Origin of the sequence: Massilia pinisoli, from assembly GCF_024753285.1 — a bacterium.
In the GTDB taxonomy this organism is placed as follows: domain Bacteria; phylum Pseudomonadota; class Gammaproteobacteria; order Burkholderiales; family Burkholderiaceae_D; genus Telluria; species Telluria pinisoli.
Genome location: NZ_JANUGW010000010.1, coordinates 109,779 through 122,835, shown reverse-complemented (window position 1 = coordinate 122,835; position 13,057 = coordinate 109,779). Strand labels below are relative to the sequence as shown.

Below are 13,057 nucleotides of genomic sequence, written 5' to 3'. Positions count from 1 at the left end.
TTTTATTTGATCGGAAGCTTGGTCGTGTTCTTGACCTCTTCCATCACGGCATAGGTGTGCGTCTCGCGCACGCCTTTCTGCAGTAAAGTCTTGCCGAGGAATTCGCGGTAAGCTGCCATATCCTTCACGCGCGCCTTGACGAGGTAGTCGAATCCGCCGGCCACCATATGGCATTCGAGCACTTCGGGAATCAGCTGGACGCTCTGCTTGAAGGCGTCGAAGACTTCCGGCGTCGTGCGGTCCAGCACCACTTCGATGAAGACGAGCAGCGACACGTCCAGCAGCTGCGGATTCAACTGGGCCGTGTAGCCCATGATGTAGCCGGACTCATGCAGCTTGCGCACCCGCTCGAGGCAGGCGGCGGGCGACAGATTGACGCGTGCGGCCAGCTCGACGTTGCTGATACGCCCGTCGCTTTGCAGTTCGGCCAGGATTTTCTTGCTGATCTTGTCCAGCATCTTGTTCTCTCTCCACTATAAATATTATTTGGTGAAATTCTCTCACCAAAAACTATCTATTGCTAGTCTTCTGTAAAAACAGAATTAATCCAGAAGATTTCCTTCTACAATCGAATCAATGATCCGCAGTATTCCAGCGCGCCGGCCGTGGCTACGGTGCGGCGCGTTTTGCTGGCGGCGCCCTCATCCATTTTTCGCAGAACCTTCATGAACATTGCCGCCTTCCCGGCTTCCGCCTACGTCCCCTTCGACGCCTTGCAGGCCGAAACCCGCCGCGACCAGGCGCCGCTGCGCGCCGCCATCACCGCCGCCTACCGCCGTGACGAGACGGCCGCGGTCGAATGGCTGCTGGCCCAGGGCGCCAGCGCCGACGGTGACGCCTACATGCTGGCGCACCGCCTCGTGTCGGCCGTGCGCGACAAACGCACTCGCTCATCCGGCGTCGATGCACTGATGCACGAATTCTCGCTGTCGTCCGAGGAAGGCGTCGCACTGATGTGCCTGGCGGAAGCACTGCTGCGCATCCCGGACTCGGAAACGGCCGACCGCCTGATCGCCGACAAGATCAGCAAGGGCGACTGGAAAAAGCACCTGGGCGAATCGCCGTCGCTGTTCGTGAACGCGGCCACGTGGGGCCTGCTCGTCACGGGCAAGCTCGTGTCGTCCAGCAGCGAGACGGGCCTCGGCGCCGCGCTCACGCGCCTGATCGCGAAAGGCGGCGAGCCGCTGATCCGCAAGGGCGTCGACCTCGCGATGCGCATGCTGGGCAACCAGTTCGTCACGGGGCAGACCATCGCCGAGGCGCTGAAGAACAGCCGCGACAACGAGGCGCGCGGCTATCGCTATTCCTACGACATGCTGGGCGAAGCGGCGCTCACGGAATCCGACGCCGACAATTACTACGCGTCGTACGAAGCGGCCATCCACGCGATCGGCAAGGCGTCGAACGGCCGCGGCATCAAGGACGGCCCGGGCATCTCGATCAAGCTGTCCGCGCTGCATCCGCGCTACAGCCGCGCGCAATACGCCCGCGTGATGGGCGAACTGCTGCCGCGCGTGCGCAACCTCATCCTGCTCGCCAAGGAGTACGACATCGGCATCAACATCGACGCCGAAGAAGCGGACCGCCTGGAAATCTCGCTGGACATGCTGGAGGCGCTCGCGTTCGATCCATCTTTGGCCGGCTTCGAAGGCATCGGTTTAGTCGTGCAGGCGTACCAGAAGCGCTGCCCATTCGTGATCGACTTCGTCGTCGACCTGGCCCGCCGCAGCGGCCGCAAGTTCATGGTGCGCCTGGTCAAAGGCGCGTACTGGGACGCGGAAATCAAGCGCGCCCAGGTCGACGGCCTGCCGGGCTATCCGGTCTACACGCGCAAGGTGTACACCGATGTGTCGTACCTCACGTGCGCGCGCAAGCTGCTGGCCGCCACCGACGTCGTCTATCCGCAGTTCGCCACGCACAACGCGCATTCGCTGTCGGTGATCTACACGTGGGCAAAAGCGGACGGCGTGTCGAACTACGAATTCCAGTGCCTGCACGGCATGGGCGAAACGTTGTACGACCAGGTCGTCGGCAAGGACAACCTCGACAAACCCTGCCGCATCTACGCCCCGGTCGGCTCGCACGAAACGCTGCTGGCCTACCTCGTGCGCCGCCTGCTGGAAAACGGCGCCAACTCGTCGTTCGTGAACCAGATCGTCGACGAGACCGTGCCCATCGACACCCTGCTGACCGATCCGTTCGACGCGGCACGCGCGGCGCGGTGCCTGCCGCATCCGCACATTCCGCTGCCTTTGACCCTGTTCCCTGACGGCCGCAGGAATTCCGCCGGCCTCGACCTGACGAACGAACACGTGCTGGCCGAACTGGCTGCCGACCTCGCCACGCCACGCCGCTACCTGGCCGCGCCGCTCATCGACGGCCCGCTGGAAGCGACGGGCACGCTGAACGTCGTCAATCCGGCCCAGTCGGCGGACATCGTCGGCCAGGTGACGGAAGCGACGACGGGCGACGTCGACACGGCGCTGCACGCGGCCGTCCACGCGGCACCGGCCTGGGAAGGCGTCGGCAACGCGGCCCGCGCCGACATCATCGCCCGCGTCGGCGATCTGTTCGAGCAGCACCGCGGCGAATTGATGGCCCTGGCCGTGCGCGAAGCGGGTAAATCGCTGCCGAACGCCATCGCGGAAGTGCGCGAAGCCGTCGACTTCCTGCGCTATTACGCGGCCGAAATCCGCACGGCACCGGAAGCCCGCGCGCTGGGACCGGTCACGTGCATCAGCCCCTGGAACTTCCCATTGGCCATCTTCACGGGCCAGGTTGCCGCAGCGCTGGCCGCGGGCAATGTCGTGCTGGCGAAACCGGCCGAGCAGACGCCGCTGATTGCCCACCGCGCCGTGCAGCTGTTCCACGAGGCGGGCGTGCCGATGGGCGCGCTGCAGCTGCTACCGGGCCGTGGCGAGACGGTGGGCGCCGCCCTCACGCGCGACGTGCGCGTAAAAGCCGTGATTTTTACGGGGTCGACGGAAGTCGCCCAGCTGATCAACCGCACGCTGGCTGCACGGGCCCAGCAGGAGGGCGCCGACATTCCGCTGATCGCCGAGACGGGCGGACAGAACGCACTGATCGTCGATTCGTCCGCGCTGCCGGAGCAGGTCGTGCAGGACGTGCTGACGTCCGCGTTCGACAGCGCCGGCCAGCGCTGCTCCGCGCTGCGCGTGCTGTTTCTGCAGGAAGACATCGCGGACAAGACGATCAAGATGCTGAAGGGCGCGATGCGCGAACTGCGCGTGGGCGTGCCGGACCGCCTGGCGACCGACATCGGTCCCGTCATCGACAAGGAAGCCCAGAAAAACCTGCTCGGCCACATCGAGCGCATGAAGGTGACGGCGAGGCACCATTTCTCGCTCGCGCTGCCGGAAGCACTGCAGGCGCAAGGAACGTTCGTGCCGCCGACCGTGCTCGAGATCGGTTCGATGAGCGAGCTGAAACGCGAAGTCTTCGGTCCCGTGCTGCACGTCGTGCGCTGGCGCCGTTCCGACCTGGCCCACGTCGTCGACACGATCAACGCGACGGGCTACGGCCTCACGCTGGGCGTGCATTCGCGCATCGACGAGACGATCGACTTCATCGCGAGCCGCGCCCACGTCGGCAACATCTACGTGAACCGCAACATCGTCGGTGCCGTCGTCGGCGTGCAGCCGTTCGGCGGCGAAGGCAAGTCCGGTACCGGTCCCAAGGCCGGCGGGCCGCTGTACCTGAAGCGCCTGCAAAAGGATGCGGCACCGCTGCTCATGCACGAGCGCCGCAGCAACGGCGCGCTCGATGCGCTGCTGGGCTGGGCGAGCAACAACGGCGAGTTCGCCACGCTGGCGGAACACTACATGGCGACGACCCTGGACGGCGCGCGCATCGACCTGCCCGGCCCGACAGGCGAACGCAACCAGCTCGACTTCGTCCCGCGCGGCACCGTCCTGTGCGCACCGAACGGCACGGCGAGCCTGCTGAACCAGTTGGCGGCCGTGCTGGCGACGGGGAATCGCGCCCTCGTGCTGATGGATACGCCGCCGTCACTGCCGGCGGCCGTGATGGAACGCGTACGTTTCATCGACGCGCGCGACCTGGACGGCAGCGACAGCGACATCGCCATCGCCCTCGTCGAGCAGGGCCTGGTTGGCAATGTGCGGACGACGCTGGCCGCCCGTGAGGGTGCGATCGTCGGCATCGTCGACACGCTTGCGGACGTGTCGATCGCCCTGTGGCGCCTGGTGGCGGAACGCGCGTTGTGCGTCAACACGACCGCGGCAGGAGGTAACGCAAGCCTGATGACGCTCGGTTTGTAATCCGCGTCCAGATGGCTGCACACGCCGCGGACCAGGCTGGGCCTGCCGCGGCGTTTTGTTTTGGAAGTTCTTGAAGTTCAGCTGCTCAACTTGGAGGAAGACATGTTAGTTGGCGTCCCAAAAGAAATCAAAAACAACGAATTCCGGGTGGGCCTCACGCCCCCCAGCGTGCACGAACTGGTCGCGCGCGGCCATCGTGTGATCGTGCAAACCGGCGCCGGTGCCGGCATCGGCCTGACGGACGAGCAGTACACAGCCGCCGGCGCGACGATCGTCCCGACCGCGCAAGAGATCTTTGCGCAGGCCGAGATGGTCGTCAAAGTGAAGGAGCCGCAGCCGCAGGAATGCGCGCTGCTGCGTCCTGGACAGATACTGTACACGTATCTGCACCTCGCGCCCGATCCGGAGCAGGCGGCGGCCCTCGTGAAATCCGGCGCCGTCTGCATCGCGTACGAGACCATCACGGGCCCGGGCGGCGGCTTGCCGCTGCTGGCACCGATGAGCGAGGTGGCGGGGCGGATGGCCATCCAGGCCGGCGCCAGCCACCTGGAAAAATCGAAAGGCGGCGCCGGCATCCTGCTGGGCGGCGTGCCGGGTGTGGCGGCCGGGCACATCGTCATCATCGGCGCCGGTGTCGTGGGCACGAATGCGTTGCAGATGGCCGTCGGCATCGGCGCGCGCGTGACCGTCCTCGACAAGAACGTCGATCGCCTGCGCCAGCTCGACCTGATCTACGGCAACCAAATTACCACCTTGTACTCGAACGCCCACGCGATCGAGGAAGCGGTGCTGTCGGCCGACCTCGTCATCGGCGGCGTGCTCGTGCCCGGCGCCGCGGCGCCGAAGCTCGTGACGCGGGCGATGGTGTCAAAGATGAAGAAAGGCGCCGTCGTCGTCGACGTGGCGATCGACCAGGGCGGCTGCTTCGAGACGTCGCATCCGACGACGCACGCGGATCCGACGTTCGTCGTCGACGGCGTCGTGCATTACTGCGTGGCGAACATGCCGGGCGCCGTGGCGCGGACGTCGACGTTTGCGCTGAATAACGCGACCATCGGCCACGCCGTAGCGCTGGCGACGAAGGGCTGGCGGCAGGCGCTGCGCGACGATCCTCACCTGAAGAACGGCTTGAACGTCTGCGAAGGCAAGATTACCTACGTGGCCGTCGCGCAGGATCTCGGCTACGACTACGTGCCGGCCGATACCTTGCTGGCCTGACCCGCCTCCGGGTGCTCCCACGCCAGGCAGAACTGCCTGACGATGTGGAACGCGTAACGCGCGGCCACGGATTTCACGAAACGCATGAAATCCGTGGCCGCGTTTTCGTTGGCGTTGTCGGAAATCGTCCGGATCACGCCGAACGGGATGCCCAGCTCGAAACAGGCTTGCGCCACGGCGGCACCTTCCATCTCCACGGCCAGCAAACCCGGCAATGCCGCATTCAACGCGTTTACACGGCCCTTGTCGCTCACGAACTCGTCGGCGCTGGCGATGAGGCCTCGATGCAGCCGCGGCCCGCTGAGCGCGAATACGGCCCTTTCCTCGGGATCGACGGCCTCGGCGAAGTCGTCTTCCAGGAAACGACGAGCCGCGTTTGCCAGCTGCAGCGCCATCTGGTGGTCGGAAAGGAAGTGCGTCAACCCCGTCAACGGCACTTCATAGCGCGGGAACAAAGGGCTCACGTCCATGTCGTGCTGGACGAGCGATTCGGCCACGACGATGTCACCGACCCGGATCGACGCATCCCCGGCACCGGCCACGCCCGTGAAGAGGATGTGGGTAACACCGAACTTCTCCACAAGCGTCGCGGTAGTCAATGCCGCGGCAACCTTGCCAATACGCGATAAAACGCACACAGCGTCGATTTCCCACAGTCGTCCGAGGAAGTACTCGCGCATGCCATGCATGAGCTTGTAGGGCCTCTCCATGGTCTCCACGAGCCCTTGCTGTTCTTCGTGCAACGCGCTGATGATCCCTAATCGCATGTTTTGGCCTGTTTTTTAGTGGATGCGGTGCCGGCTGAACGGCTTGTGCACGTTCTTCCCGCTGTTTTTGTATTAATAAAACAAAGATATATATAAAAAATGGTAGTGATAGTAAACGCGTCTTCAGCTGTGGATAAGGTCGAATTTATCTACAGCGTCAACGGTTTACGTGCTGCCGGATCGGCTGGACAAGCATTGTATCGATGCTGAACCGATGTTGGACAAAAAAGGCGGTCACCAAAAAATTGGCTCTTCTGCACATTCTCTGCTGTGGATATGCAGGACGTTTTCCACAGCGGATCCGGTTTTCCGGTGGTTTTGGTGCTCAGACAACTGACCAGGCTCAGGGTTTTCAGTGCGAGCAGAGTACGTTCGTCGCATCGGATGCGTCATTTGCGTCTTGTTCTTCCTGTAGACCAGGCTGAAGTCGAGCAGTGCCTGCGTTTGAACTCGAACAGATGTCTGCAGTTCTGATGGACGAGCGTTGGCGTCATCGTTGCCTTTGTGCTTGCCACGGAGGTGTGCTTCGCTTTTTTTGTAGACAGAAGTACGTTCGCGCCGTGTTGGCCTTGCCATGAGGACGTTTTGTCCACGTTTCGGCACTTTTCCTTCTTTAGTTAACTTGGAGAGAAAGAAAGGATAGTAGTGATAGTAAACGCCGACCGATCTGTGGATAAACCGAATTTTTTCCACAAGCTCAAGGGTTTACGTGCGTTTTAAACCGCTGAACAAACCTTGTGCGTAGCCGGGACCAAAACTGGACAAAAAATGGGTCGACGAACAACGAAGCAGTTCCGCACATTCGATCCTGTGGATATTCAGCAGCTTATCCACAGAGCAGGTCGACAATCTGGAAAAACGGCGGCCAGGTCGACGTCGCGACGGTGTTGGGCGGTCGGCGTATCCGGAGTCGGACGATTTTTTTGCCAGGTCGATGCGATGCTCTTCACGTTGACCGAAGCCGGGATTTTTTCGGCAGGCCCGCGACTTGTAAGAGCATTCCCAGGTTTACAACCAAAAGCTTGTATACAGAATGATGGTAATAGTTAACGGTGGCACTCTTCTGTGGATAAGCCGGGTTTTGTCCACAACATCAAACGTTTACGGTTCGCATAAGCCGGTGGGCTGGTCTTGTATGTGCCTTGAGGCAAAACTGGATAAAAAATCCCTTTGTGCGAAAAGTCGCGTTTCCCCACATTTCGTACCTGTGGATATTCATACGGTTATCCACAGTGCGGAGGGGCCTGTTGACGTTGATCATCTGGTAAGCTTGCTCGACCGAATCACGAGTGAGGATCCATGGAGTCCGCCGGAGCATTCGACTACATCATCGTGGGCGCGGGCACGGCCGGCTGCGTGCTGGCCAACCGCCTGACGCGCCAGCCCGACGTGCACGTGCTGCTGATCGAAGCGGGCGGCAAGGACGATTACCTGTGGATCCACATCCCCGTCGGCTACCTGTATTGCATCGGTAACCCGCGCACGGACTGGCTGTTCAAGACGGAGGCGGACCCGGGATTGGCCGGACGTGCGCTGATCTACCCACGCGGGAAAGTGCTGGGTGGCAGTTCATCGATCAACGGCATGATTTATATGCGGGGCCAGGCCGAGGATTACGACCATTGGGCTGCCGTCACTGGCGATTCCTCGTGGCGCTGGGACAATGTGCTGCCCATTTTCAAGGCAAGCGAAGACCATCACGGCGGCGCCAATGCGGCCCATGGCAGCGGCGGCGAGTGGCGAGTCGAGCGCCAGCGGCTGTCCTGGGAAATCCTCGATGCGTTCCGCGAGGCGGCCAGCGAGATCGGCATCCCGAAGATCGACGATTTCAATGGCGGAGATAACGCCGGCTGTGCCTATTTCGAAGTCAACCAGCGGCGCGGTATCCGGTTGAACACGGCGAAAGCGTTCCTGCGGCCGGCGGCGGCGCGGCCGAACCTGACGATCATGACGGGCTGCCACGTCGAAAAGCTCGTGATCGAGCAAACGGAGCAGGGCGCCGTCTGCCGCGGCGTCCAATTCACGGGCGGTGGCCGCGCGTTCACGGCCACGGCGCGACGCGAAACCCTGCTGGCCGCCGGCGCGATCGGTTCTCCGCACATCCTCCAATTGTCCGGTATCGGCCCGGCCGGCTTGCTGCACGCGCACGGGATCGCGTCCATCGTCGATGCGCCTGGTGTCGGAGAAAATTTGCAGGATCATTTGCAGCTACGCATGGTGTATCGCATCACGGGGGCGCCGTCGCTCAACACGAGCGCCGCGTCGTGGTACGGCAAGATGAAGATCGCGCTGCAATACGCGATGTTCCAGAGCGGGCCGATGTCGATGGCGCCGTCGCAGCTGGGCGCGTTCGCCCGTTCCGATCCCGGCCAGGCGACGCCGAACCTGGAATACCACGTGCAGCCGCTGTCGCTGGAAAAATTCGGCGATCCGCTGCACGGTTTTCCCGCGTTTACGGCCAGCGTGTGCAATCTGCGGCCCACGGCGCGCGGCCACGTCCGGCTCGCCGCGAACGACAGTTATGCGCCGCCGAAGATCGTGCCGAACTATCTCAGCACACCGGAAGATCGCAAGGTGGCGGCCGACGCACTGACGTTGACGCGGCGCATCGTGGCCGCGCCCGCGCTGGCGAAGTACCGGCCGGAGGAATTCAAGCCGGGCCCGCACTACCGCACGGAAGACGAGCTGGCGGAAGCGGCCGGCCTCATCGGTACGACGATTTTCCACCCCGTCGGCACGTGCCGCATGGGGAAGCCGGACGATTCGCTCGCCGTCGTCGACGGCGAGCTGCGAGTGAAAGGCGTGCGTGGACTGCGCGTCGTCGACGCGTCGATCATGCCCACGATCACGTCGGGCAACACGAATTCACCCACGTTGATGATTGCCGAAAAAACGGCCCAGCTGATCGCCCGCGACTGGCGCTAGCTGCGCTGATTTGCACAATGGGTTTGCGTGCCGTCATGACATAACGCAGCGCGATCCACCGCTGGCGTGCTGTATCTTGACGAGTTCCAAAAGTGTGTATGATTTGTAAAGCTTGCATCACGACAGTGAGGGAGACGCAATGTCGGACGTCATTCTGGAAACACGTGAGCTGACGAAGGAATTCAAGGGCTTTACGGCCGTCAATCAAGTGAATCTACAGGTGCAGCGCGGCCATATCCACGCGCTGATCGGGCCGAATGGCGCCGGCAAGACGACGTGCTTCAACCTGCTGACGAAGTTCCTCGCCCCATCCGCCGGGCGCATCCTGTTCAACGGCAAGGATATCTCGGCGCTGAAGCCGGCCCAGATCGCCCGCATGGGCATCATCCGCTCGTTCCAGATCTCGGCCGTGTTCCCACACCTGACCGTGCTGGAAAACGTGCGCATCGGCCTGCAGTGCACCCTGGGCACCAGTTTCCACTTCTGGCGCAGCGAACGCACCCTGACGCAACTCAACGATCGGGCGATGCAACTGCTGGGCGAAGTCGATTTGGCGGGCTTTGCAGACACCGTGACGGCCGACTTGCCGTATGGCCGCAAGCGCGCCCTCGAGATCGCCACGACGCTCGCCATGGAGCCGGAACTCATGCTGCTGGACGAGCCGACGCAGGGCATGGGCCACGAAGACGTCCACCGCGTGACGGCATTGATCAAGAAAGTCTCGACCGGCCGCACGATTTTGATGGTAGAGCACAACATGAATGTCGTTGCCGACATCTGCGACCGCATCTCCGTGCTGCAGCGGGGTGCCGTGCTGGCGGAAGGCAGTTATGCGGACGTGTCGCGCAATCCGCAGGTCGTGGAGGCGTACATGGGTAGCAGCACCGACGGCAACCTGGCGGGGGCGCACGGATGACGCCCGCACTGGAGATCGAGAACCTGCAAGCGTGGTATGGCGAATCGCACATCCTGCACGGCGTCAGCCTGGCCGTGCAGCCGGGCGAGGTCGTGACCCTGCTGGGCCGCAACGGCGCCGGCCGGACGACCACCTTGCGCGCGATCATGGGCCTGACGGGCGCACGCACGGGGTCGATCAAGGTCGGCGGCGTCGAGGCGATCCGCCTGCCCACGCACCGCATCGCCCACCTCGGCATCGGCTATTGCCCGGAAGAGCGGGGCATTTTCGCGTCGCTGTCGACGGAGGAAAACCTGCTGTTGCCGCCGCGGCTGGCCGGCCGGGACGTCGGCATGTCCGTCGATGAAATCTACGAGATGTTTCCGAACCTGTACGAACGGCGCCACAGCCAGGGTACGCGCCTGTCCGGTGGCGAGCAGCAGATGCTGGCCGTGGCCCGCATCCTGCGCACGGGCGCGCGTCTGTTGCTGCTGGACGAGATCTCGGAAGGGCTGGCGCCCGTCATCGTTCAGACGCTGGCGAGGATGATCACGACCTTGCGGGCGAAGGGCTACACGATCGTCATGGTGGAACAGAATTTCCGGTTCGCGGCGCCGCTGGCGGACCGGTTTTACGTCATGGAACACGGCCGCATCGTCAAGACGATCGCGGCTGCGGAACTGCAGGCCAGCATGCCGGCGTTGACCGAGCTGCTGGGCGTTTGATCAACGACAACGGAGACCACATGAAACGCACGACACGCACAGCGATTGCCTTGACGGCCGCCACTTTTGCCGCCGGTTTGTCCACCTCCGCCCACGCGCAGATCTCGGGCGACACCATCAAGATCGGCTTCCTCACCGATCTGTCCGGTGTGTATTCCGACATCGACGGCAACGGCGGCGCCGAAGCCGTGCGCATGGCGATCGCGGACATGGGCGGCGCGATCAACGGCAAGAAGATCCAGTTCGTCGTGGCCGACCACCAGAACAAGCCGGACATCGCCGCCAGCAAGGCGCGCGAATGGTTCGACCGGGAAGGTGTCGACATGCTGATCGGCGGCACGAACTCCGGCGCCGCGTTGGCCATGGCCAAGGTCGCGGCGGAAAAGAAAAAAGTGTTCATCGCCATCGGTTCCGGCAGCGCGCAATTGACCAATGAACAGTGCACCCCATACACCGTGCATTACGCCTACGACACGGTCGCGCTCGCGCGCGGGACGGGCGCCACGATGGTGAAGCAGGGCGGCAAGACGTGGTATTTCCTGACGGCCGACTACGCGTTCGGCCAGTCGCTGGAAAAGGACACGACCGACGTCATCAAGGCGAACGGCGGCAGCGTGCTGGGCAGCGTCAAGCACCCGCTGGGCGCGTCCGACTTTTCGTCGTTCCTGCTGCAAGCGCAGAGTTCGAAAGCCCAGGTGCTGGGGCTGGCGAATGCCGGCGGCGACTTCATCAACTCCGTGAAGGCCGCCAAGGAATTCGGCCTGACGAGCAAGATGAAGATCGCGGGCTTGCTCGTCTTCATCAACGATATCCACACGTTGGGCTTGCCGACGACACAGGGCTTGTACCTGACGGATTCCTGGTACTGGGACCTGAACAACGACACGCGCGCCTGGGCCAAGAAATACTTCGTCAAGATGAAGAAGGAGCCGTCGTCGCTGCAGGCGGCCGATTATTCCGCCGCGATGACTTATCTGAACGCCGTCAAGGCCATCGGCACGGATGATGGCGACAAGGTCATGGCTCAGCTAAAAAAGACCAAGATCAACGACATGTTCACGAAGGATGGCGAGATCCGTCCGGATGGCCGCATGGTGCACGACATGTATCTGATGCAGGTCAAGACGCCGGCCGAGTCGAAGGCGCCTTGGGACTACTACAAGGTCGCCGCCACGATTCCCGGCGCTCAGGCGTACACGACCAAGGCCGAGACCAAGTGCGCGGCCTGGAAGTAAGCGCCGCTTGAGCCCACCAAGGCCGTGCCGGCTCTGCGGATGCCGGCGCGGCCGGGCCAGCCCACGCCGGAGGCTGGTCATTCGACGACAACAAGACTGATTCCATGGACATATTCGGCGTCCCCCTGCAGGCGATGATGAGCCAGCTGCTGCTGGGCCTCGTCAACGGTTCGTTCTACGCGATGCTGTCGCTGGGCCTGGCCGTGATCTTCGGCCTGCTCAACGTGATCAATTTCTCGCACGGCGCGCTGTACATGATGGGCGCGTTCGCCGCCTACATCGGCGTCACGTCGTTCGGCATGAACTACTGGACGATGCTCGTGCTGGCCCCGTTGATCGTCGGCGCGTTCGGCATCCTGATCGAGAAGACGATGTTGCGCTGGCTCTACCGGTTCGATCATTTGTACGGCCTGCTGCTGACGTTCGGCATCACCTTGCTGCTGGAAGGCGTGTTCCGCTCGTTCTTCGGCGTGTCCGGCCAGACCCTGGACGTGCCGGAAGCGCTGTCCGGCGCCACCGACCTCGGCTTCATGATGCTGCCGAACTACCGCGCCTGGGTCGTGCTGGCGTCGCTCGTCGTGTGCCTGGCGACGTGGTTCACGATCGAAAAGACGCGGCTGGGCGCCTATTTGCGCGCCGGCACGGAAAACCCGAAGCTCGTCGAAGCGTTCGGCGTCAACGTCCCGCTGATGGTCACGCTGACCTATGGCTTCGGCGTCGCGCTGGCCGGCTTTGCGGGCGTGCTGGCGGCGCCCGTCATCAACGTCACGCCACTGATGGGCTCGAACCTCATCATCGTCGTGTTCGCCGTCGTCGTCATCGGCGGCATGGGTTCCATCCTCGGCTCCATCGTCACGGGGCTGGCGCTGGGCGTGATCGAAGGCTTGACGCGCGTCTATTACCCGGAGGCGTCGGAAGTCGTCGTGTTCGTCGTGATGGTGATCGTGCTGCTGCTGCGTCCCGCCGGCCTGTTCGGCAAAGAAAAATAAGG

At 63.0% G+C, this 13,057-nt stretch carries 10 protein-coding genes; 7 read left to right on the top strand and 3 right to left on the bottom strand.

Annotation, left to right across the window (positions count from 1 at the left end; genetic code table 11):
• Positions 1 to 2: 2 nt before the first annotated feature.
• Entirely contained in the window at positions 3 to 458 is a 456-nt protein-coding gene (locus NX784_RS15445) for an Lrp/AsnC ligand binding domain-containing protein (RefSeq protein WP_036171419.1), read from the bottom strand.
• A 207-nt stretch (positions 459 to 665) separates the two neighbouring features.
• On the opposite strand from NX784_RS15445, the gene putA reads away from it, so the two are divergent.
• Together putA and ald are read left to right on the top strand one after the other, a co-directional pair.
• A complete protein-coding gene (gene putA / locus NX784_RS15440; RefSeq protein WP_258817572.1) occupies positions 666 to 4,301 on the top strand; it encodes a trifunctional transcriptional regulator/proline dehydrogenase/L-glutamate gamma-semialdehyde dehydrogenase in 3,636 nt (1,211 codons plus the stop codon).
• A gap of 102 nt (positions 4,302 to 4,403) precedes the next feature.
• Positions 4,404 to 5,519 (top strand): alanine dehydrogenase, encoded by a 1,116-nt coding sequence (gene ald / locus NX784_RS15435; protein ID WP_258817571.1) that lies wholly within the window; start codon positions 4,404 to 4,406, stop codon positions 5,517 to 5,519.
• On the opposite strand, the gene NX784_RS15430 is transcribed toward ald, so the two are convergent.
• Together NX784_RS15430 and NX784_RS15425 are read right to left on the bottom strand one after the other, a co-directional pair.
• Entirely contained in the window at positions 5,489 to 6,286 is a 798-nt protein-coding gene (locus NX784_RS15430; RefSeq protein WP_258817570.1) for a 5'-methylthioadenosine/adenosylhomocysteine nucleosidase, read from the bottom strand. The two genes, ald and NX784_RS15430, sit on opposite strands and share 31 nt — an antisense overlap.
• Before the next feature lie 234 nt (positions 6,287 to 6,520).
• Positions 6,521 to 6,979 carry a hypothetical protein gene (locus NX784_RS15425; protein ID WP_258817569.1) on the bottom strand — a complete coding sequence of 153 codons (459 nt, stop codon included), beginning with the start codon at positions 6,977 to 6,979 and terminating at the stop codon, positions 6,521 to 6,523.
• 606 nt (positions 6,980 to 7,585) lie between these two features.
• Here NX784_RS15425 and NX784_RS15420 point away from each other — a divergent pair.
• From NX784_RS15420 to NX784_RS15400, 5 genes are all read left to right on the top strand, one after another.
• The gene (locus tag NX784_RS15420) at positions 7,586 to 9,211 is read left to right on the top strand and encodes a GMC family oxidoreductase (protein WP_258817568.1); all 1,626 of its coding nucleotides are present in this window, start codon (positions 7,586 to 7,588) and stop codon (positions 9,209 to 9,211) included.
• A 139-nt stretch (positions 9,212 to 9,350) separates the two neighbouring features.
• On the top strand, positions 9,351 to 10,127 hold the full coding sequence (locus tag NX784_RS15415; RefSeq protein WP_258817567.1) for an ABC transporter ATP-binding protein: 777 nt from the start codon (positions 9,351 to 9,353) through the stop codon (positions 10,125 to 10,127).
• On the top strand, positions 10,124 to 10,831 hold the full coding sequence (locus tag NX784_RS15410) for an ABC transporter ATP-binding protein (RefSeq protein ID WP_258817566.1): 708 nt from the start codon (positions 10,124 to 10,126) through the stop codon (positions 10,829 to 10,831). Before NX784_RS15415 ends, NX784_RS15410 begins: the two co-directional genes overlap by 4 nt.
• A gap of 20 nt (positions 10,832 to 10,851) precedes the next feature.
• Positions 10,852 to 12,066, top strand: coding sequence for an ABC transporter substrate-binding protein (locus NX784_RS15405; RefSeq protein ID WP_258817565.1), 1,215 nt, complete (start codon positions 10,852 to 10,854; stop codon positions 12,064 to 12,066).
• Between the two features lie 104 nt (positions 12,067 to 12,170).
• Complete coding sequence (locus NX784_RS15400) at positions 12,171 to 13,055, top strand: branched-chain amino acid ABC transporter permease (RefSeq protein ID WP_258817564.1); 885 nt, start codon at positions 12,171 to 12,173, stop codon at positions 13,053 to 13,055.
• The last annotated feature ends 2 nt before the right edge of the window (positions 13,056 to 13,057 follow it).

Coding starts and splice junctions, on each gene's coding strand:
- NX784_RS15445 (WP_036171419.1), bottom strand. CDS start 458: ATGCTGGACAAGATCAGCAAGAAAATCCTGGCCGAACTGCAAAGCGAC.
- putA (WP_258817572.1), top strand. CDS start 666: ATGAACATTGCCGCCTTCCCGGCTTCCGCCTACGTCCCCTTCGACGCC.
- ald (WP_258817571.1), top strand. CDS start 4,404: ATGTTAGTTGGCGTCCCAAAAGAAATCAAAAACAACGAATTCCGGGTG.
- NX784_RS15430 (WP_258817570.1), bottom strand. CDS start 6,286: ATGCGATTAGGGATCATCAGCGCGTTGCACGAAGAACAGCAAGGGCTC.
- NX784_RS15420 (WP_258817568.1), top strand. CDS start 7,586: ATGGAGTCCGCCGGAGCATTCGACTACATCATCGTGGGCGCGGGCACG.
- NX784_RS15415 (WP_258817567.1), top strand. CDS start 9,351: ATGTCGGACGTCATTCTGGAAACACGTGAGCTGACGAAGGAATTCAAG.
- NX784_RS15410 (WP_258817566.1), top strand. CDS start 10,124: ATGACGCCCGCACTGGAGATCGAGAACCTGCAAGCGTGGTATGGCGAA.
- NX784_RS15405 (WP_258817565.1), top strand. CDS start 10,852: ATGAAACGCACGACACGCACAGCGATTGCCTTGACGGCCGCCACTTTT.
- NX784_RS15400 (WP_258817564.1), top strand. CDS start 12,171: ATGGACATATTCGGCGTCCCCCTGCAGGCGATGATGAGCCAGCTGCTG.